18 protein-coding genes and 1 pseudogene are annotated in these 17,257 nt (G+C 66.8%); 7 read left to right on the top strand and 12 right to left on the bottom strand.

The window, feature by feature from the left end:
- Nucleotide 1 precedes the first annotated feature (1 nt).
- The 3 genes from D9V34_RS16645 to D9V34_RS16635 all read right to left on the bottom strand — a co-directional run bounded on the left by D9V34_RS16645 (nucleotide 2) and on the right by D9V34_RS16635 (nucleotide 2,108).
- Nucleotides 2-262: a helix-turn-helix domain-containing protein gene (locus D9V34_RS16645; RefSeq protein ID WP_121689568.1), complete on the bottom strand. Its 261-nt coding sequence runs from the start codon at nucleotides 260-262 to the stop codon at nucleotides 2-4.
- A gap of 56 nt (nucleotides 263-318) precedes the next feature.
- The gene (locus D9V34_RS16640; RefSeq protein WP_121689567.1) at nucleotides 319-1,053 is read right to left on the bottom strand and encodes a FadR/GntR family transcriptional regulator; all 735 of its coding nucleotides are present in this window, start codon (nucleotides 1,051-1,053) and stop codon (nucleotides 319-321) included.
- Nucleotides 1,054-1,181: 128 nt separating this feature from the next.
- Nucleotides 1,182-2,108, bottom strand: coding sequence for an NAD(P)-dependent oxidoreductase (locus D9V34_RS16635; protein WP_121689566.1), 927 nt, complete (start codon nucleotides 2,106-2,108; stop codon nucleotides 1,182-1,184).
- 116 nt (nucleotides 2,109-2,224) lie between these two features.
- Between D9V34_RS16635 and D9V34_RS16630 the strand changes: the two genes are divergently transcribed.
- Complete coding sequence (locus D9V34_RS16630) at nucleotides 2,225-3,175, top strand: aldo/keto reductase (protein WP_121689565.1); 951 nt, start codon at nucleotides 2,225-2,227, stop codon at nucleotides 3,173-3,175.
- Between the two features lie 115 nt (nucleotides 3,176-3,290).
- Here the strand turns inward: D9V34_RS16630 and D9V34_RS16625 are convergent, their stop codons facing one another.
- Both D9V34_RS16625 and D9V34_RS16620 read right to left on the bottom strand, forming a co-directional pair.
- Nucleotides 3,291-4,658, bottom strand: coding sequence for an MFS transporter (locus tag D9V34_RS16625; RefSeq protein WP_183092022.1), 1,368 nt, complete (start codon nucleotides 4,656-4,658; stop codon nucleotides 3,291-3,293).
- Nucleotides 4,659-4,663: 5 nt separating this feature from the next.
- Nucleotides 4,664-5,089 carry a MarR family winged helix-turn-helix transcriptional regulator gene (locus D9V34_RS16620; protein ID WP_030149344.1) on the bottom strand — a complete coding sequence of 142 codons (426 nt, stop codon included), beginning with the start codon at nucleotides 5,087-5,089 and terminating at the stop codon, nucleotides 4,664-4,666.
- A 78-nt stretch (nucleotides 5,090-5,167) separates the two neighbouring features.
- Here D9V34_RS16620 and D9V34_RS16615 point away from each other — a divergent pair, with 78 nt between their 5' ends.
- Nucleotides 5,168-6,046 (top strand): alpha/beta hydrolase, encoded by an 879-nt coding sequence (locus D9V34_RS16615; protein ID WP_121689563.1) that lies wholly within the window; start codon nucleotides 5,168-5,170, stop codon nucleotides 6,044-6,046.
- 81 nt (nucleotides 6,047-6,127) lie between these two features.
- Here the strand turns inward: D9V34_RS16615 and D9V34_RS16610 are convergent, their stop codons facing one another.
- Genes D9V34_RS16610 through D9V34_RS16600 form a run of 3 tightly spaced genes read right to left on the bottom strand, consistent with a single transcriptional unit; the run spans nucleotide 6,128 to nucleotide 7,397 of the window.
- Nucleotides 6,128-6,433, bottom strand: a complete 306-nt coding sequence (locus D9V34_RS16610; RefSeq protein ID WP_030149346.1) for a DUF427 domain-containing protein — start codon at nucleotides 6,431-6,433, stop codon at nucleotides 6,128-6,130.
- 20 nt (nucleotides 6,434-6,453) lie between these two features.
- Nucleotides 6,454-6,777: a hypothetical protein gene (locus tag D9V34_RS16605; RefSeq protein WP_121689562.1), complete on the bottom strand. Its 324-nt coding sequence runs from the start codon at nucleotides 6,775-6,777 to the stop codon at nucleotides 6,454-6,456.
- Nucleotides 6,774-7,397 (bottom strand): histidine phosphatase family protein, encoded by a 624-nt coding sequence (locus D9V34_RS16600; RefSeq protein WP_121689561.1) that lies wholly within the window; start codon nucleotides 7,395-7,397, stop codon nucleotides 6,774-6,776. Before D9V34_RS16600 ends, D9V34_RS16605 begins: the two co-directional genes overlap by 4 nt.
- A 66-nt stretch (nucleotides 7,398-7,463) precedes the next feature.
- Between D9V34_RS16600 and lplAB the strand changes: the two genes are divergently transcribed.
- The 5 genes and pseudogenes from lplAB (at nucleotide 7,464) to D9V34_RS17915 (ending at nucleotide 13,027) form a co-directional block, all read left to right on the top strand.
- Complete coding sequence (gene lplAB, locus D9V34_RS16595) at nucleotides 7,464-8,513, top strand: lipoate-protein ligase LplAB (protein ID WP_121689560.1); 1,050 nt, start codon at nucleotides 7,464-7,466, stop codon at nucleotides 8,511-8,513.
- A 2-nt stretch (nucleotides 8,514-8,515) separates the two neighbouring features.
- Nucleotides 8,516-9,346: pseudogene (locus D9V34_RS18205) on the top strand (DNA-methyltransferase); the annotation flags it as partial.
- A 746-nt stretch (nucleotides 9,347-10,092) separates the two neighbouring features.
- Nucleotides 10,093-11,469, top strand: a complete 1,377-nt coding sequence (locus D9V34_RS16585; protein WP_030149350.1) for an LLM class flavin-dependent oxidoreductase — start codon at nucleotides 10,093-10,095, stop codon at nucleotides 11,467-11,469.
- 57 nt (nucleotides 11,470-11,526) lie between these two features.
- Nucleotides 11,527-12,678: an acyl-CoA dehydrogenase family protein gene (locus D9V34_RS16580; RefSeq protein ID WP_121689558.1), complete on the top strand. Its 1,152-nt coding sequence runs from the start codon at nucleotides 11,527-11,529 to the stop codon at nucleotides 12,676-12,678.
- Between the two features lie 196 nt (nucleotides 12,679-12,874).
- Nucleotides 12,875-13,027 carry a hypothetical protein gene (locus D9V34_RS17915; protein WP_183092017.1) on the top strand — a complete coding sequence of 51 codons (153 nt, stop codon included), beginning with the start codon at nucleotides 12,875-12,877 and terminating at the stop codon, nucleotides 13,025-13,027.
- Between the two features lie 71 nt (nucleotides 13,028-13,098).
- Here the strand turns inward: D9V34_RS17915 and D9V34_RS16575 are convergent, their stop codons facing one another.
- From D9V34_RS16575 to D9V34_RS16560, 4 genes are all read right to left on the bottom strand, one after another.
- Nucleotides 13,099-14,193 (bottom strand): ABC transporter ATP-binding protein, encoded by a 1,095-nt coding sequence (locus D9V34_RS16575; protein ID WP_121689557.1) that lies wholly within the window; start codon nucleotides 14,191-14,193, stop codon nucleotides 13,099-13,101.
- Between the two features lie 82 nt (nucleotides 14,194-14,275).
- Nucleotides 14,276-15,115: an ABC transporter permease subunit gene (locus tag D9V34_RS16570; RefSeq protein WP_121689556.1), complete on the bottom strand. Its 840-nt coding sequence runs from the start codon at nucleotides 15,113-15,115 to the stop codon at nucleotides 14,276-14,278.
- On the bottom strand, nucleotides 15,112-16,050 hold the full coding sequence (locus D9V34_RS16565; RefSeq protein WP_245992064.1) for an ABC transporter permease: 939 nt from the start codon (nucleotides 16,048-16,050) through the stop codon (nucleotides 15,112-15,114). Before D9V34_RS16565 ends, D9V34_RS16570 begins: the two co-directional genes overlap by 4 nt.
- A gap of 4 nt (nucleotides 16,051-16,054) precedes the next feature.
- Complete coding sequence (locus tag D9V34_RS16560; RefSeq protein WP_030149357.1) at nucleotides 16,055-17,176, bottom strand: ABC transporter substrate-binding protein; 1,122 nt, start codon at nucleotides 17,174-17,176, stop codon at nucleotides 16,055-16,057.
- Between the last annotated feature and the right edge of the window lie 81 nt (nucleotides 17,177-17,257).

Below are 17,257 nucleotides of genomic sequence, written 5' to 3'. Positions count from 1 at the left end.
ACTAGGCCGCCAGCGTGTAGCTGCCGCGCGCCTCATACTCGTGCGTATGGTGTCGGATCTCATCGAGGAGTTCACCGAGTCCGATGCCCAGCGCTCGGGAGATTGCCGCGATCACCTCTGAGGACGCCTCGGCAAGGCCGCGCTCAATTGCCGAGAGGTGCGCGAGCGAGACCCCGGCCGTCTCGGCAACCTCGCGCAGCGTCCGGCCCTGGGCCGTACGCAACTTCCGGATGCTGCGACCGATGAGATGACGTAAAAGCATGCCTCGATCCTGCCCGCCCGGCACCCGCGTGTCAATCGACTCGAGCGTGCTGAGACCTAGCGGGCCGCTGCCGGGACGCTCTCTCCGGAACGTTCGGCCAGGCCGGTCTCAACGTAGTAGTCGGTGATGTGATCGTGGATGACGGTGCGGGCCAGGTCCACGTTGCCGGCGGCGATCGCGTCGGTCAGCTCGCGGTGTTCATGGCGAAGGCGACTGGCCGTCGCCGGCCAGGACGCCAGTCCGGGCAGACCCGACTGAACGTACGCCTCGATTGAGCTGCGCAGGCCCGCCATCGTCGCCGTCAGCACGTGGTTCCCCAGCGCCTCGGTGAGGGAGAGGTGGAACTGGGCGTCGAGGGTCAAAAACTCCTCGGGGGTCAGGTTGGCCGAGTCCATCGCGCTGAGCAGGGTGCGCGGAACCGTGAGCGCACGGTTGTCGGGGTTCCCCGCGAGGCGGGAGACGGTTTCGGTTTCCAAAATCAGACGGGTCTGCACGATATCGTCCACGCTGAAGCCCTGCGCGGCCACCTGTAGGCGCATCAGGGCCGACATCCCACCGCCCGGAAGCGCCACGATGATCGCGCCGGAACGGGGACCGGATCCACTCGCCGTGCGGATCAGCCCGAGCACCTCGAGCACCCGCAGGGCTTCGCGCACGCTGGAGCGTCCGACGCCGAGATCGGCGGCCAGGGCGCGTTCGCCGGGGAGGTGATCCCCGGGCTGCAGCACGCCGGAGAGCAGATCTTGTTCGATCCGTTCCAGCACAATTTGCCATGCCCGCGCTTCAACCATTTCCGTGCCCCTCACGTTGTTCGCGCGCCATTGCGCTCGTATGTGGTCAGACCACAAAGAATAACATGAGCCCCGAGGTTGTGATGCATTCAATCAAAAAGGTTATCGGGCGGTTACCCGGCGGACACCTAGGAGCGGATGACCACGTTCTCCACCGGTTCGCCCGCGAGCAGGTGCCCGATCTGGCGGTGAACCAGGGCCGCCATCCGCGACATCATCGAGGTGGCGGCACCGCCCAGGTGTGGGGTGATCAGCACGTTCGGCAGCGTCCACAGCGGGTGATCGGCCGGCAACGGTTCGGGATCGGTCACATCCAGCGCAAAGCGCAGTCGTCCGGACTCCGCCTCGGCCAGGGCCGCCGCGGTGTTCAGGACCGGCCCGCGGGCAATGTTGACCACGAGCGCCTGATCGGGCAGTGCCGCCAGGAACGCGGCATCGGCGAGGTCGCGGGTGTCCTCGGTGAGGGGGACGGCCAGGATCACGATCTCGGCGGTCGGCAGCAGCCCCGGCAGATCGGCCAGGGCGTGCACCGGTCCATACGCGGATTCGCGGGCCGAGCGGGCCACCCGGGTGATGTGCGTTTCGAAGCCGGTCAGGCGTGCCTCGATCGCCGCCCCGACCCCGCCATAGCCGACGATCAGAACGTTCCGATCCGCGACGCTCGGGGTGGTCGATCCCTGCCACAGCCCGGTCTGGGCGTTGAGCACCGACCGGGGAATGTCACGCTGGGCGGCCAGCAGTAGGGCCAGGGTCAGCTCGGCGGTCGCGGTCTCGTGCACGGTGGCCGCATTCGCATAGACACGGCCGGGGGGCAGCGTGCCCTCGACACCGTCGTAGCCGATGGACTGGCTCTGGATCAGCGTGGTGGTTACATCATCGATCCCGGGAAACTTCACGTTCGGCGCGATGTAGGGGGCTACCAGCAGATCAATGTGCGCGGCCGGTGCCGGGGACTTGAGGTCCCAGACATGCACGTCAACCCCGTCGGGCACCTCACCAATCGCCTTGAGCAGGGTCTTTCCGGGCACGGTAACGGTGAGGGAGGGGGAAGTCATGCATCCACCCTAGGGGTGTCGGCCGCGGAATGAAACGTCATGTTTGCCCGTTTGTTATTTTGCGGGGTTAGGGTCAAGGAAATACCTGAAAACCAGCATCCCGCGGGAGGAAAACCATGACGGCAGAGCACGTAAACATTGGTCATTCGAATCTCAGCATCGCCCCGATCACCCTCGGCGGCAACGTGTTTGGGTGGACCGCGGATGAGCCCACCTCGCACCGAATCCTCGACGCATTTGTGGCCGGCGGCGGCAACTTCATCGATACCGCCGACGGCTATTCGGCCTGGGTTCCCGGGCACACCGGCGGGGAATCCGAATCCGTGATCGGCAGCTGGCTGGCCGCGCGCGGTCGTCGCGACGACGTGGTCATCGCGACCAAGGTCAGCACCAAGCCCGACCGGAAGGGCCTCGCCCCCGACAACATTCGCCTGGCCGCCGATGAGTCCCTCGCCCGTCTGGGCACCGATCACATCGACCTCTACTACGCACACTTTGACGACGAGAGCGTGCCGCTGGCCGACACCGTCGGCGCGCTGTCCGAGCTGGTGGATGCGGGCAAGGTGCGCACCATCGGCATCTCGAACTACTCGGCCGATCGGATCGATGAGTGGCTGGATATCGTGGCCGCGAACGGCCTGCACGCGCCGGTCGCGCTGCAGCCGCACTACAACCTGGTGGAGCGCGATTTTGAGGGTGCGCTGCGCGAGCGGGCCGAGAAGTATGGTCTCTCGGTGTTCCCGTACTTCGCGCTGGCTCGGGGATTCCTGAGCGGCAAGTACCGTCCGGGTGTTGAGATCGACAGCCCGCGCGCGGGCGACGCCGTCAAGTACCTCGACGAGCGTGGACTGCGCGTGCTTGAGGCGCTGGACGCGATCTCCGCCACTCACGACACCTCGGTGGCCGCCGTTTCGCTCGCCTGGCTGCGCCAGCAGCCCACGGTGGGTGCGCCGATCGCCAGCGCTCGTTCGCTCGAGCAGCTGCCCCCGATCACCGATTCGCTGAAGATCGAGCTGAGCGGCGAGGAACTCTCCCTGCTCGACACCGCGAGTACCCCGGCCTCCTAGGCTTCGCCACATACGCCAAACGGGCACCCGGAAGCCGGGTGCCCGTTTGATGTGTGCGGCCCCGTATGTGGCGTCCGCGGGGAGCCTCGGCCGGGTATCCATCTAGTGGGAGGAGCTAGTCCCGGCGCTCGCCGCGCTCGCTGCGTTCGCTGCGTTCGCGGGGGAGCTTGGGCAGGGTGATCGGGGAGGTGGCGGCCAGCTCGTCGGAGAACTCGACCGATTCCGGTTCCCCGGGGCTGCTGAGGTGGGTGACCTGCAGACGCCAGGTGTAATCGGGGTGGCGATGGATGCGCAGGTTGCGGGCAAATACCATCCAGGCGAGCCCGATCAGCGAGGCCAGGACCGAGACGCTTCCGGCCACGAGCAGTGCCAGCCGCGGACCCCAGGCGTTGGCGATGGCGCCGATGATCGGTGCCCCCACCGGCGTTCCACCCATCAGGATCGCCATATAGAGCGCCATGACCCGGCCGCGCATTCCCGCGTCGGTGGTGGTCTGGACGTAGCCGTTGGCGGTGGTGAGCATGCTCACCGAGGAAAAGCCCATCAGGATTGTCGCCGCTGCGAACGCCGGATAGCTGGGCATTGCCGCACACAGCGCCGCCGAGAGCCCGAATCCGCCGGCCGCCAGGATCACGACCCGCATTCGGGCGCGTGGACGACGGGCCGCGAGGAGCGCACCGGTGAGCGAGCCGATCGCCAGGATCGAGGACAGCAGGCCGTACTCACCCGCGCCCTCACCAAATTCCACCGCCATCGTGGAGGCAAAGATCGGGAAGTTCAGGCCGAACGCGCCCACCAGGAGCACGATCACAAAGATCACCACGAGGTCCGGGCGACCCTTCACATAGCGGAAACCGGCACCGAGCTGTCCGCCGCGGGAGGCACGCTTGGGACGCTTGCGCAGCTCGTTCAGGCGCAGCTTATTCAGAACCAGGATCATCGCCAGGAACGTGAAGGCGTTGATCACAAACACCCAGCCCGAGCCGACCGCGACGATCAGCAGACCGGCCACGGCCGGACCGAGCATCCGGGCCGCGTTGAACGAGGCGGCGTTCAGGGCCACCGCGTTGGACATGTTGTGCTCGTCCACCAGATCGGACACAAAGGTCTGGCGTGCGGGGGCGTCGATCGCGTTGACCAGACCCAGCAGGAGGGCGAAGAGGTAGAGGTGCCACAGCTGCGGGTGGCCAAGGATCAGCAGCAGGCCGAGGGAGAGACCCAGCAGCGCCAGCGCGCTCTGGGTGCACAGCAGGATCTTGCGCCGATCGAACCGGTCGGCAATCCAGCCGCTCACCGGCACCAGCAGGAGCTGCGGACCGAACTGGAGCGACATTGTCACGCCCACCGCCACGGCATCGTTATGGGTCAGATCGGTCAGCACCACCCAGTTTTGGGTGGTGGACTGCATCCAGGTGCCAACATTGGACACCAGGGCTCCGATAAACCACAGCCGATAGTTGTATCCGGACAGGGAGCGAAACATTGCACTCACGCGGTCGCGAGCCTCCTCATGATCTCGGCGGCGCGGGTCAGGGTTTCGCGTTCCTCAGGGGAGAGGTCGCGCAGCCGGGTGTCGATCCAGGCGTCGCGCTGGACCACCGTGCGCGCGACCATGTCATGACCCTCGGGGGTCAGGCTGATCAGCACGCGTCGGCCATCTGTCGGATCCGCCGCGCGCTCCACATAGCCGCTGCCCTCCAGGCAGTTGACCGTGCGATTCATCGACGGCGGGGAGACCCGTTCGTGTTCGGCAAGGCCGCCCAGGGTGTGTGCGCCATGCCGGTAGAGGCAGGCAAGCACCGAGAACTGGCCGTCGCTGAGTTCGTTATCGGCCTTCTCCGCGCGCAGTCGGCGGGAGAGGTGGAGAACGCCCTGGCGGATCTGAGTCGCATCCAGGTTCGGGTCAATCGTCATAGATCGTTAGCATAACTCATTAGTCTTGCTAAAGAAATGAGGGTGGAGGCATTCACAGCGAATCACTAGTCTGAGGGAATGAGCAGCGCGGAGCAGGACAGCCCAATCGACCCCACCGGTGCGCGTGTGGGGACCCTCACCGATGCCGACGGTATTGTCGTCTACACCTATACCTGGGCGGCGAAGAATCCGCGCGCCATCATCCACCTCGCCCACGGGGTCGGCGAACATGCGCGCCGGTATGCGGCGCTCGCCGAGGAGCTGGTGGCTGCCGGCTATACGGTGGTGGCCGACGACCACCGCGGACACGGCCGGACCGGCCTGGAAGCGGGTGGACTCGCGGATCTGGGACCCGGGGCGGTGCGCGGGGCGATCCGCTCGCTGCGCAGCGTGGGGGAGTCCATCGCCCGCGAGTATCCGGGGATCCCGCTGGTTTTGTTGGGGCACAGTTGGGGCTCGCTGATGGCTCAGAAACTGGTTAACACCACCACCATCTACGACGCCGTGGTGCTCTCGGGATCGAGCCTCGCGGTGCCCGGGGTGCTGAACTCCGGGGACCTGAACAAGCCCTGGCGCGGACCGGAATCCACCGGGCTGGAATGGCTCAATCGCGATCCCGAAGCCGGGGCTGCGTTCCGAGCGGACCCCCTGAACTTCGACATCGCCGAGAAGCCCGCCTGGAACCTCTTCCAGGCGATCGGGCTGCTTGGGCGGCCGCCGCGCCGGATGCCGCGGGACATTCCGATGCTGATCCAGGGCGGCTCGGCCGACTCCCTGGGCGGGGAGCGCGGCCTCACCAAGCTGGATGCCGCCTACCGCAATCGCGCCAAGCTGAGCGATGTGACCCTGCACGTTTATCCCGACGCCCGGCATGAGATCTACAACGAGCTCAACCGCGAGGAGATCATCGCCGACCTGGTTCGCTGGCTGGATGCGCACGTGCCGGTGGCGGGTTAGCCGGCCACGGGGCGTCCCGGAGAGGCGGTGGCCCGCCGGCAGCATCAATCTGCGCGGCGGGGCCTGGTAGCCGGGCCGGGGCTAGTCCGTGAAGGTCGCGCCCGGGGCGAAGGCCACGAAGTTGGCGAAGGCGTGGCCCACGCGCTCCTCGGCACCGTCATAGGGGTTGGGGTAGCTCCAGGCACCGTCGCTGATGCGGGTTCCGTCGGGGGTTACCACGTCGAAGTACTGGCACACACCCTTCCACGGGCAGGTGTAGGGGGTGGGGCTCTTCTCGAGCGTGCCCGCGGCAATCGAGGCGGGCGGGAAGTAGCGGTTTCCCTCGATCAGGACGATGTCTTCGGGGGCGGCGTCGGCAATGACGGCACCGTTCACGAGAGCCTGCATGGTGTTCTCCTTCGTGTGTATTAGTGGACCGGGTGCGCGAAACGCTCCCGGAGTGCGGTGACCAGCTGCGCCCGCGAGGGGGCTGGGGCGATGCCCGACTCGGTGGGGTAGACGCGGCAGGCGAGGTCTTCGGTGCGACCATCCGAGGGGAACAGGTCGGCGCCGTCGGCGAGGATCGTGGGGGATCCGGCAAAGGCAAACGCGCGGGCGTCCGCTGCATCACGAATGGTGATCTGCTCGATTGCCAGCTCGTCGCGGCCGAGTTCGCCCAGTGCCGCGCGGGTGTTCTCGGTGGCCGCGGTCAGGCTCGGGCAGCCCTCGATCGCGAGTATCTGGATGTTCACGACGAGCTCCCCGGGGTGTAGCTAGGCACGTTGAAGCCCTGCAGCGCGACGCCGCGGTCGGTGATTTCCAGGGTGGTGCGGCCGCAGTTGAGCATCTCGGGCATTAGATCACGGTAGCGGTTGGGTTCGATGCCGATCAGCTCGCTGACCGCCAGTCGGATCGCGGTACCGTGGCCCACAACCAGCACACGGCCGGCCGGGTAGCGCTCACGCAGCTTGTCGAGCACACCGAGGTAGCGGGTAATCGCGTGGCGTCCCACCTCGCCGCCGGGCAGCGGGGAATCCGCCGGAGCCGCCTCAAACGCGGCCACCTCGTCGGGGTAGTCGGGGCGCAGCTCGGAGATGGTTTTGCCCTCACCCACACCGAAATCGACCTCGACCAGGTCGGGATCGATGTGCAGAGGCATGCCCAGGGCGATGGCCGAGGGGCGCGCGGTGTTGACCGCGCGGATCAACGGGGAAACCACGATCGCATCCAGCTGGGCCCCGACGGCCCACTCGGCCAGGGCGTCGGCGGCGCGCTGTCCCTCGGCGTCGAGAGGGATATCGCTCATGCCCGCATACCGGTGTCCGGTGTGCCAGATCGTTTCGCCGTGTCGAACCAGGATAAACGTCGTCATGAGAACATTGTGCCCCGGTTTGGGCCGACACGGCAGGGATTGCCATGGAATCGGTAGGCTGGGACCATGCACGGTGAATATAAGGTGCCCGGTGGCAAGCTCGTGGTGGTTGACCTCGACGTGGTGGACGGGGTGTTTGCGGACTTCCGGCTCGCCGGAGACTTCTTCCTCGAACCCGATGAGGCCATTGAGGACATCAACGCCGCGGTGAACGGTCTGGATGCGCGCAGCGACGCCACCACCATTGCCGCGGCGATCCAGGCGGCCCTGCCCGAGGGCGCGCAGCTGCTCGGATTCACCCCGGATTCGGTGGCCACGGCGATCCGTCGCTCGGTGACCTCCGCCGCCGACTGGCGTGATTTTGACTGGCAGATCATCCACTCCCAGGCGGTGCCCCCGCGCACCCACCTGGCCCTGGACGAGGTGCTGACCAGCGAGGTGGGACTTGGGCACCGCGGCCCGACCCTGCGTATTTGGGAGTGGGACGAGTCGGCCGTGGTGATCGGGTCGTTCCAGTCACTCAAGAACGAGGTGGATCTCGACGCCGCCAAGGCCGCGGGGTTTGACGTGGTGCGCCGGATCTCCGGCGGTGGCGCAATGCTGATGGCCAAGGGCGCGATCATCACCTATTCGCTGTATGTGCCGGCCGAGCTGGTGCAGGGTATGACCTTTGCCGAGAGCTACGCCTACCTCGATGACTGGGTGCTCACCGCGCTGCGCGAGCTCGGCATCGAGGCCGTGTACAAGCCGCTGAACGACATCACCTCCCCGGCCGGCAAGATCGGCGGGGCGGCGCAGAAGCGCCTGGGCAGCGGCGGCGTGCTGCACCACGTGACCATGAGCTACGACATGGACGGCGACCAGATGGCGCGCGTCCTGCGCATCGGCCGGGAGAAGCTCTCGGATAAGGGCACTACCTCCGCCGCCAAGCGCGTCGATCCGCTGCGCAGCCAGACCGGGCGCAGCCGGAGCGAAATCATCGAGGCCATGAAGGCGACCTTTGTGACCCTCACCGGTGCGGTTCCCGGCGAGATTACGCCGGACGAGTATGCCCAGGCGGAGACCCTCGTGCGCGAGAAGTTCTCCACCGACGCCTGGCTGAATCGGGTTCCCTAACCGTGGCGCGTGATTTCCCGCAGTCCAGCGAAATCTGGCACGGCGACAACCTCGAGTTGCTCGCCGAACTGCCCGATGAGTCCTTTACCGTTATCTACATCGACCCGCCCTTTAACACCGGGCGCAGCCAGGCGCGTCATGTGACCACCGCGGTGCGCTCCGAGCCCGGGGTGAGTGGGAGCGTGGGGTTTAAGGGCAAGAGCTATCAGCGGATCCGCGGGGAACTGCGCACCTACGATGACACCTTTGACGACTACTGGACCTTCCTCGAACCGCGTCTGCTGGAGGCCTGGCGACTGCTCGGGCCCGAGGGCACGCTGTATGTGCACCTGGACTATCGCGAGGCACACTATGCGAAGGTCATGCTGGATGCGATCTTTGGACGCGACAGCTTCCTCAACGAGCTGATCTGGGCCTATGACTACGGGGCGAAGGCGACCCGTCGGTGGCCCACCAAGCACGATACGATCCTGGTCTACGTGAAGGATCCCGCCCAGTACCACTTCGATTCGACCGCCGTGGACCGTGAGCCCTATATGGCACCGGGTCTGGTGACCCCGCAGAAGGCCGCGCGCGGCAAGCTGCCCACCGACGTCTGGTGGCACACCATCGTGTCGCCCACCGGTAAGGAAAAGACCGGGTATCCCACCCAGAAGCCGCTGGGGATTCTGCGCCGGATCATCCAGGCCTCCAGCCGCGAGGGCGACTGGATTCTTGACTTCTTCGCCGGCAGCGGCACCACCGGGGCCGCGGCGCGCGAGCTCGGCCGGAACTTTGTGCTGATCGATCAGAACCCGCAGGCGATCGAGGTCATGCGGCGACGCTTCGGGATGGACCCGGATGCGGACTCCGCGGACACCGTGGTGCCCCCGCTCGAGGACACCCCGGCCACCCGGGCGGCGGCAAAACCCAAGACACCCAAGGCCCCGGCAAAGCCGCGGGCGAAGGCTGCCGCGAAGAGCACGACCGTGAAGGCATCCTCGGCGGCGGCAAAGGCGAAGACCGCGGCGAAGGCGAAGGCTGCTCCGGGGGCGAAGGGCTCGGACGCGTCGACGACGGTCGCAGCCAAGGCTCCGACAAAGGGTTCGACTAAGACCGCGGCGAAGGCCGCAACGGTCACGAAGCCGCGCGCTGCTCGTACTCGGGTCACCGCGCCGGAAACCTCGGTCGAATCGGAGGCACCGATCATTGCCGAGCCGGCCGCCGCCAACCTGGCCGCAGCCGAGACGGCCGTCATCGCCGTCACCGAATCCGTCTCCGTCGAGGTGCCGGAAACCCAGGTCGCCCCGCGCCCGAGGCCCGTTCCTGGGCCGGGTCTGCGTCGGGTGGTTCCCCTGCCGGAGACGGCGCTCGCCGACTAGTTCGCTCCCTGACAAGCCCCCGCGCGGGGGTGGCCGTCATGCTTCGTCACACAACTGCGGTGTGGCGCGGATGCTGGGCCAGAATGTGATGCGTGTGGTGGTCCGCAGATCCCCCCAATTTTGGACCGCCATCGCATCCCCAACGGTGACGTTTCCGGTGCGCCGCAGGCCGGCGCGCGACTCGGTGCGCCACCTCCTGAGCACCAAGGATTTCCCCGATGAGTCGTCCCCCCGCGCCGCGGCGTCCCCTGATTCTGAACGCCTTTGAAGGCAACACCGTTGGTAATGTGCAGCAGGGCATGTGGGCGCACCCCCGCGATGATCGCCTGGGTTTTGGCAGCCTCAAGCACTGGCTGGACCGTGCCCGCCGCTACGAGGACGCCCGCTTTGACGCGGTGTTCTTCGCCGACGTGCTCGGCCTCTACGACACCTACCGCGGGTCCTCCGCCCCGGCGATCGAGAACGCGGTGGAGTTCCCCGCCCACGATCCGCTGACCCTGATCCCGGCGATGGCCGCGGTCACCGAAAACCTCGGCTTTGTGGTCACCGCCTCTACGAGTTACGAACACCCGTTTGCTAACGCGCGGCGCTGGTCGAGCCTGGATCACCTGACCGGTGGCCGGGTCGGCTGGAACATCGTGACCTCCTACCTGCCCTCGGCGGCTCGCAACTTCGGCCTGACCGAGCAGTGGAGTCACGATGACCGCTACGACCGCGCCGAGGAGTTTCTGGAGATCTCCTACAAGCTGTGGGAGAAGAGCTGGGATGAGGACGCGGTCGTCGCGGACATCCAGCGCAGCGTGTACGCCGAGGCTGACCGCATCCATGCGATCAACCACGTGGGGCGCACCTGGTCGGTGGCCGGTCCGCACCTGGTCGAGCCGAGCGCTCAGCGCACCCCGCTGCTGTTCCAGGCGGGAACCTCGGGCCGGGGCGTGCAGTTCGCCGGGAAGCACGCCGAGGTGGTGTTCCTGGGAACGAACGAAGTGGCTGGGCAGCTGAAGGCCCGCGAAAACATTGAGGCCGCCGCCGTGGCCGCGGGTCGTAACCCCGAGGACGTGCGTCTCCTGGGTGGCCTGCAGGTCGTCGTGGGCAAGACCCATGAGCAGGCGCAGGCGCGCCTGGAGGAGTACCAGAACTACCTCTCCCGTGAGGGCGCGCTCGCGCACTGGTGCGGCGTGAGTGGCCGGGATCTTGACCACTATGACGAGGACACCGTCTTCGAAAAGGGCGACACCGATCACGTCCAGACCCAGGCCAAGCGCTTCTCGGTGGAGGGTGGCAATGCCCGCACCGTCGGTCAGCTGAAGCAGCACTTCGGGACCCTGGGATCCTACGTGCAGCCCATCGTGGGTACCCCCGAGGAGGTCGTGGACGAGATTGAGCGTCGCGCCACCGAGGGCCGAATCGACGGGTTCAACGTGCAGCCGATCGTGCAGCCGGAGACCTTCGACGACTTCATCGAGCACATTCTGCCCCGCCTGCGTGAGCGTGGTCTGGCCCGGGAGAGCTACGGCACCTCGGGTCTGCGCGAGCGCGTTTTTGGATCGCCGCGTCTGCCTGCGACCCACCCCGCGCACCAGGTTTCGATCTAGTCGCCCCACCCATTTTTCGGGTTCGCCGCGGCGACCCCTCGCTGTAAAGGATGTGCCATGTCCCACACCATCAACCCCGAGTTCATCGCCCTGGCCGAGGCCACCCGGGATGCGCTCGCAAACATCGCGCTGGATGGCGACGAGTCGGGCGAGTACGCCGCGGCCCGCGAGATCTTGGAGAACTCCGGCCTGCTCGCGCTGCGTATTCCTGCGGCGCTCGGCGGTCCGGGTGCCAGCCAGGTCGAGATCACCGAGGTGTTCCGGATTCTGGCGCAGGCGGATCCGGGCATCGCCCAGCTCCTCCAGCCGCACTATGGCTTCACCGACGCCGTGGTGATGCTCGGCTCGGATGAGGCGCGCGAGCGCCTCTACGCCGATATTCGCGCGGGCAAGCGGATCGCCAACGCCGCGGCCGAGCGCGGAGGCCGTCACGCGGCCGACTTCTCGACCGTGTTCACCCGTCAGGAGGACGGCTCCTACCTGGCCTCGGGCCAGAAGTTCTACGCGACCGGTTCGCTGGGTGCCGCCTGGATCACCGTGATGGCCGTGGACGGCGAGGGCAGCGTCATCATGTCCTTCATCCCGACCGACGCCCCGGGCCTGGAAATCATCGACGACTGGAGCGGCATGGGCCAGCGCGGCAGCGGCAGCGGCACCCTGCGCCTGAGCGAGGTGGCCGTGCCCGCCGACTTTGTGTTTGCCTGGAGCCCGGCGACCCGCCCCACGGCCTGGGCCGAGGCCGGACGCCTCGCGCACGCGGCGATCGACGTGGGCATCGCCGAGGGCGCGCTGCGCTTTGGCGTGGCCTCGGTGCGCGCGAGCAACCGCGTGCCCTTCGAGCTGGCGCAGTATGCGAGCCTTGTGGAGGATCCGATCCTGCGTTTCCAGGTGGGTAAGGAGTCGGCCGCCGTGCGCGCCGTTGCCGCGCTGCTGCGCGAAACCGCCGCGGTGATCGACCGGGCCGAGGCCACCCCCGACGCCCCGGAATCCCTGCTCACCGAGGTGCGCGAGGGTCTGCTGGCCACCAAGGCGCTCTCCGCCGACGTCTCCAACCGAGTTGCTACCGAGCTGTTCTCCTGGACCGGCGCCCGCACCGCCGACCGCTCGCTCCGCGCCGACCGCTTCTGGCGCAACGCCCGCACCCACACCCTGCACGACCCGGTGCGCCTGCGCTATGCGGACCTTGGCCAGATCGAGCTGAACCGCTAGGTTCCGCGCGCGAAGGCCCCGTCCGGCATGTCCGGGTCGGGGCCTTTTCGTTGCGGGCTGCGGCGCAGTGGCCTAGCGTTAAGAACAACATTCGAACCCACCCGCTGCCAGCCGGGTGGGTTCTGTGTTCCAACTCAGCAATCGAGTAGGTGGATTCTCGTGGCGCACGAGCGCGACCAATCAGAGGTCAACGTCGATGAATACATCGATTTCGCTCGAAAAGATTCAACAGATCGGTGGGCATCTTCCCGATGCAGATGCGCTGGGGCGCGCCCGCAGAATCTTGATGGGTGAACTTACCGAAGCTGAAGCCTGCGCGGAGCTGAATGCGAAGTTTCTGCAGCAATGAGACAGGGGATAGCCGCAACGCCGAGCCGTCGGGTTTAACTGGGCAGTGTGAATACTCCGCCTTAGAGCTCGCTACGCAGCGACCACCCGCGTGACCGCCAGCGCCTGCACGCGCACCTCGTTGCCGATGGCCAGGGCCTCGGTGGCGGCGTGCTGGATGCGCAGGAGTGAGCCGTCCGGGAGGGTGACGAGGGTGTGCCGGAAGGAGCCGAGGAATGAGGATTCGACCACGGTTGCAGAGACGCCGGATCCGGCAATGGAATCAGCACCAGCATCCACCACCAACCGCAGATTCTCCGGCCGCACGTACGCGACGAGCTCGCCCGCGGAAGCGTCCGCCGCCGGCACCTCCGCCACCGGCAGCACGCTGCCCAGGACGCGCACGGTGCCGTCGCCCAGGTTCTCGGCGGGGATGCGGTTGGTGACGCCCACGAACTCGGCCACGAAGGCGCTGGCCGGGCGGAGGTAGAGGTCCTCGGGGGTGCCGACCTGCTCGATCCGGCCGTCCTTCATGACCGCGACCCGGTCGGCGATTGAGAGCGCCTCCTCCTGGTCGTGGGTCACAAAGATCGTGGTGATGCCCAGGCGCAGCTGGAGCTGGCGGATCTCCTCGCGCAGTTGCACGCGCACCTTCGCATCCAGCGCGGACAGCGACTCATCCAGCAACAGCACCTTCGGCCGGGTGACCAGCGCGCGGGCGAGGGCCACGCGCTGCTGCTGTCCACCGCTGAGCTCATGCGGATAGCGGTCGGCCAGGTCGCCGAGGCCCACCAGATCAAGCCCCGCCTGCGCCGCCGTGCGACGGGCAGCCTTCGGCTGGCGCCGGTTCCGCAGCCCATATTCGGTGTTTTCCAGCGCGGTCAGGTGCGGGAACAGCGAGTACGACTGGAACACCATGCCCAGGTCCCGCCTATTGGTGGGGACGCCGGTGATGTCGCCGTCATCCACCAGGATTCGACCCGAGGATGCGGCCTCCAGGCCCGCTAGCGCCCGCAGTGCCGTCGTCTTGCCCGAGCCCGAGGGGCCGAGCAGCGCGACAAACTCACCGGGTGCTATATCCAGCGAGAACTCATCCAGCGCCAGGGTGCTGCCAAACTTCAGCGACACCGACTCGAAGGACACCGGGGTGCCCACGATGCCGGGCAGAACGGAGGAGGAAGTGGTCATCGGGTGCCTCGCAGGGGAGTGATCGGGAAGAAGAAACGGGGTTCGGGGAGCGGACCCGGCGTGGGAGCCCCCGTGCGAGCGGTCAATACACGACCTTCGAGGAAGAGCGCCGCCGTGCCCGGCGCACGCCCACGCGGCCCAGGCCGCTGACGGCCAGGAGCAGGAGGAACACCGCGATCAGCGAAACCAGCGAGATCGCCACGGACACAAACGGGTTCTGCCAGTTGATGATGTTCAGCGCGGTCTGCAGGTTGGTGCGGTTCAGCAGCGAGGCGAGCGTGAACTCACCAAAGACCACGGCCACGGTGATCAGCACCGCCGCCGAAATCCCGCTGCGCAGGTTCGGCACGGCCACGCGCCGGAGGAATCCGAACCAGGAATCCCCGAGGGTACGTCCGGCCTCGCTGAGCACCCGGATGCCGATCGCGTCGAGGTTCGACTTGATCGCCCGGTGCGCAAACGGCAGCACGATGATCCCGTAGGCAAAGCCCAGGGACCACACATCCGTCCCCACAATCCGGCCGATGAACTGGTACACGGGCACATATCCCACCACCAGCACGATCGCCGGCAGCGAGAGCGGGATCAGGCAGATAAACTCCAACACCCGTGACAGCCGGGGGAATTCGACCTCGACATAGACCATCGTGGGCACCAGGATCAGCAGCACCACCGCGACCGCGAAGGCCGAGAGCAGCAGCGAGTTGCCAATTCCCGTCCAGACCACCTCATAGGTGCTCGCGGCATCCGGGGCGAACAGGCCCGCCCAGTTATCCAGCGTGTGACCGCCGGTCTTGGGATCACGCAGCGTGAACTCCACCATCGAGGCGATCGGCACCGCAAACAGCGCCCCGATCACGGCCAGGATGATGATCCGGGTGGCTCGGGCGGGGGCCAGCGGATGACGGACCTTCGCACTCATAGTCGCCACCTCGCCGCCCGCTTTTGCACCAGCGCATACAGCGCCATTGCCACGGACATAATGACCATCATTGCCAGGGCGAGCACCCCGGCGACGTTCTCCCGACCCAGCACGGTTTCGCTGCTGAGCGCGAGTCGGATCTGGAGCGGCACAATTGGGGAAGCCTGGTTGATCAGCGCGGCCGCGGTTGAATAGGCCGAGAAGCCGTTGGTGAACAGCAGCAGGAAGCTTCCGACAAACGAGGGCAGCAGCAGCGGGAATCCGATCCGGGTCCAGAAGGTCAGTCGGGTGCCGCCGAGGGTCAGGTTCGCCTCGGCCCACTGCACCTTGAGGGTCTTCATCGCGGGGAGGAACACGATCACCATCAGCGGAACCTGGAAGTAGAGGTAGGGCAGGATCAGCCCGGGCAGCTCGTACAGCCAGACGCCGTTCTTGTAGATGTCGATGCCCAGATCACCGCGCAGGAACACGGTGATCGCGCCCTGGATACCGATCGTCGCGATAAACGCGAAGGCCAGCATCACACCGCCAAACTGGGCGAGGACGCTGGAAATGGAGGTCACGATGCGCGAGAGCAGCCGGTTCTCATCCAGCCCCATCATCGCGAAGCACACCAGGGCACCGATGATCGCGCCGAGCAGGGAGGTCAGCGCGGCCAGCCACAGCGAGCTGCCGATCGTGCGCAGGATGGTGGGATCGGTCAGGGCCGAGAGGTTGTCGAGGGTGAGGTTGCCGTCGCCATCCTGGAAGCCGCTGACCAGGGCGATGACCGTGGGGATCGCCAGGAACAGCAGCACATAGACGGTAAAGGGCAGCAGGCCCACACCGCGGCCGGCCGCCAGGGCGATGCGATGGCGGGGCCGCGCCGCCGCCCGGGAGCCCGAACGCCGGGTACCGGAGGATCCGGTACCCGGCGGGGTAACAAGTGAGGTCACGGACTTAGCCGACCGCGGGTGCCCAGTTGGTCGCCACCAGCTCGCCAGCCTTCTTGGACTGCTCGATGGTCGGGATCACATACTTGGCCGGGGCGGCGGGCAGACCCGCGAGGGCCGCCTTGTCCACGGTGCCGGCCTTGACCAGGGCGGCCTCGATCGGGCTGCGGGCGCCGCTCTTGATCCACTGGTTCTGCTGGTCGGCCTGGTACAGGAACTCCTGCCAGAGGCGCGCGGCCGCGGGGTGCGGGGCGTCCTTGTTGATGGCCTGGTAGAGGAAGCTGCCGTAGCCGGTGCCCTCGGGGATGGTGACCTTCCAGGTGGGCAGGTCGCGGCCGTAGGCCACGTTGGAGTAGTCGTAGGAGATGATCAGCTTGGTCTCACCGGACACCACGGTCGCCGAGCTCGGCTGCACGCTGATCAGGTTGCCCGCCTTGTTGAGCTTGCCAAAGAAGTCGATCCCGGGCTGGAAGTTGTCCAGGGTGCCACCCTCCTGCAGGGTGGCCAGGCCGACGGCCGCAAGACCCGGGGCGTTCTTGGTCGGGTCGCCGGAGATAGCGAGGCCCTTATAGTCGGATCCGAGCAGATCGTTGAAGGTCTTGGGTTCGGGAACCTTGGCCGAGTCGTACCCGATCGAGAGGAATCCGCCCTCGCCGGCGATGAAGTGACCGTCGGCATCCTTGAGGCTCGGGTCCACCTCGTCCCACGCCTGGTTGCGGTACACGGCGAGGTACTTCTCGCTGCTGTTGGCGATGGTGTCACCGATGTTGAACACGTCGGGGGCGGTGTCGAGGCCCTTATTGTTCTTGGCGGCGGCGATCTCATCGGCGCTGGACCCGTTGGGCTGCAGCTCGTTGACCTTGATGCCGTACTTCTTGCTGAACGCGTCGATGATGTTGCCGTAGTTGGCCCAGTCACGAGGCAGCGCGATGACGTTGAGTTTGCCCTCGGCCTTGGCCGCGGCTGCCAGCTCATCGAGGGTGCCGAAGTCCTTGAGGCTCTCGGCCTTGGAAGCCTTGGCGCTCGCCGCGTTATCGGATGAGGATGCGCTGGCCGAGCAACCGGCAAGACCGAGGCCGGCAACGGTGAGCAGCGCAATCGCGCTCACCAAACGAATCGAACGAGACATGGGTGTTTCCTCCGGGGGAAAAGGAGTGGGGCGTGGGGATCGCCGGAAATGAGGGAAGGGAATCTCTCATCGTCATCTTCC

The organism is Mycetocola lacteus, assembly GCF_003667575.1.
Classification (GTDB): domain Bacteria; phylum Actinomycetota; class Actinomycetes; order Actinomycetales; family Microbacteriaceae; genus Mycetocola; species Mycetocola lacteus.
This window is presented reverse-complemented; position numbering and strand designations above follow the sequence as displayed.

Coding starts and splice junctions, on each gene's coding strand:
- D9V34_RS16645 (WP_121689568.1), bottom strand. CDS start 262: ATGCTTTTACGTCATCTCATCGGTCGCAGCATCCGGAAGTTGCGTACG.
- D9V34_RS16640 (WP_121689567.1), bottom strand. CDS start 1,053: ATGGTTGAAGCGCGGGCATGGCAAATTGTGCTGGAACGGATCGAACAA.
- D9V34_RS16635 (WP_121689566.1), bottom strand. CDS start 2,108: ATGACTTCCCCCTCCCTCACCGTTACCGTGCCCGGAAAGACCCTGCTC.
- D9V34_RS16630 (WP_121689565.1), top strand. CDS start 2,225: ATGACGGCAGAGCACGTAAACATTGGTCATTCGAATCTCAGCATCGCC.
- D9V34_RS16625 (WP_183092022.1), bottom strand. CDS start 4,658: ATGTTTCGCTCCCTGTCCGGATACAACTATCGGCTGTGGTTTATCGGA.
- D9V34_RS16620 (WP_030149344.1), bottom strand. CDS start 5,089: ATGACGATTGACCCGAACCTGGATGCGACTCAGATCCGCCAGGGCGTT.
- D9V34_RS16615 (WP_121689563.1), top strand. CDS start 5,168: ATGAGCAGCGCGGAGCAGGACAGCCCAATCGACCCCACCGGTGCGCGT.
- D9V34_RS16610 (WP_030149346.1), bottom strand. CDS start 6,433: ATGCAGGCTCTCGTGAACGGTGCCGTCATTGCCGACGCCGCCCCCGAA.
- D9V34_RS16600 (WP_121689561.1), bottom strand. CDS start 7,397: ATGACGACGTTTATCCTGGTTCGACACGGCGAAACGATCTGGCACACC.
- lplAB (WP_121689560.1), top strand. CDS start 7,464: ATGCACGGTGAATATAAGGTGCCCGGTGGCAAGCTCGTGGTGGTTGAC.
- D9V34_RS16585 (WP_030149350.1), top strand. CDS start 10,093: ATGAGTCGTCCCCCCGCGCCGCGGCGTCCCCTGATTCTGAACGCCTTT.
- D9V34_RS16580 (WP_121689558.1), top strand. CDS start 11,527: ATGTCCCACACCATCAACCCCGAGTTCATCGCCCTGGCCGAGGCCACC.
- D9V34_RS17915 (WP_183092017.1), top strand. CDS start 12,875: ATGAATACATCGATTTCGCTCGAAAAGATTCAACAGATCGGTGGGCAT.
- D9V34_RS16575 (WP_121689557.1), bottom strand. CDS start 14,193: ATGACCACTTCCTCCTCCGTTCTGCCCGGCATCGTGGGCACCCCGGTG.
- D9V34_RS16570 (WP_121689556.1), bottom strand. CDS start 15,115: ATGAGTGCGAAGGTCCGTCATCCGCTGGCCCCCGCCCGAGCCACCCGG.
- D9V34_RS16560 (WP_030149357.1), bottom strand. CDS start 17,176: ATGTCTCGTTCGATTCGTTTGGTGAGCGCGATTGCGCTGCTCACCGTT.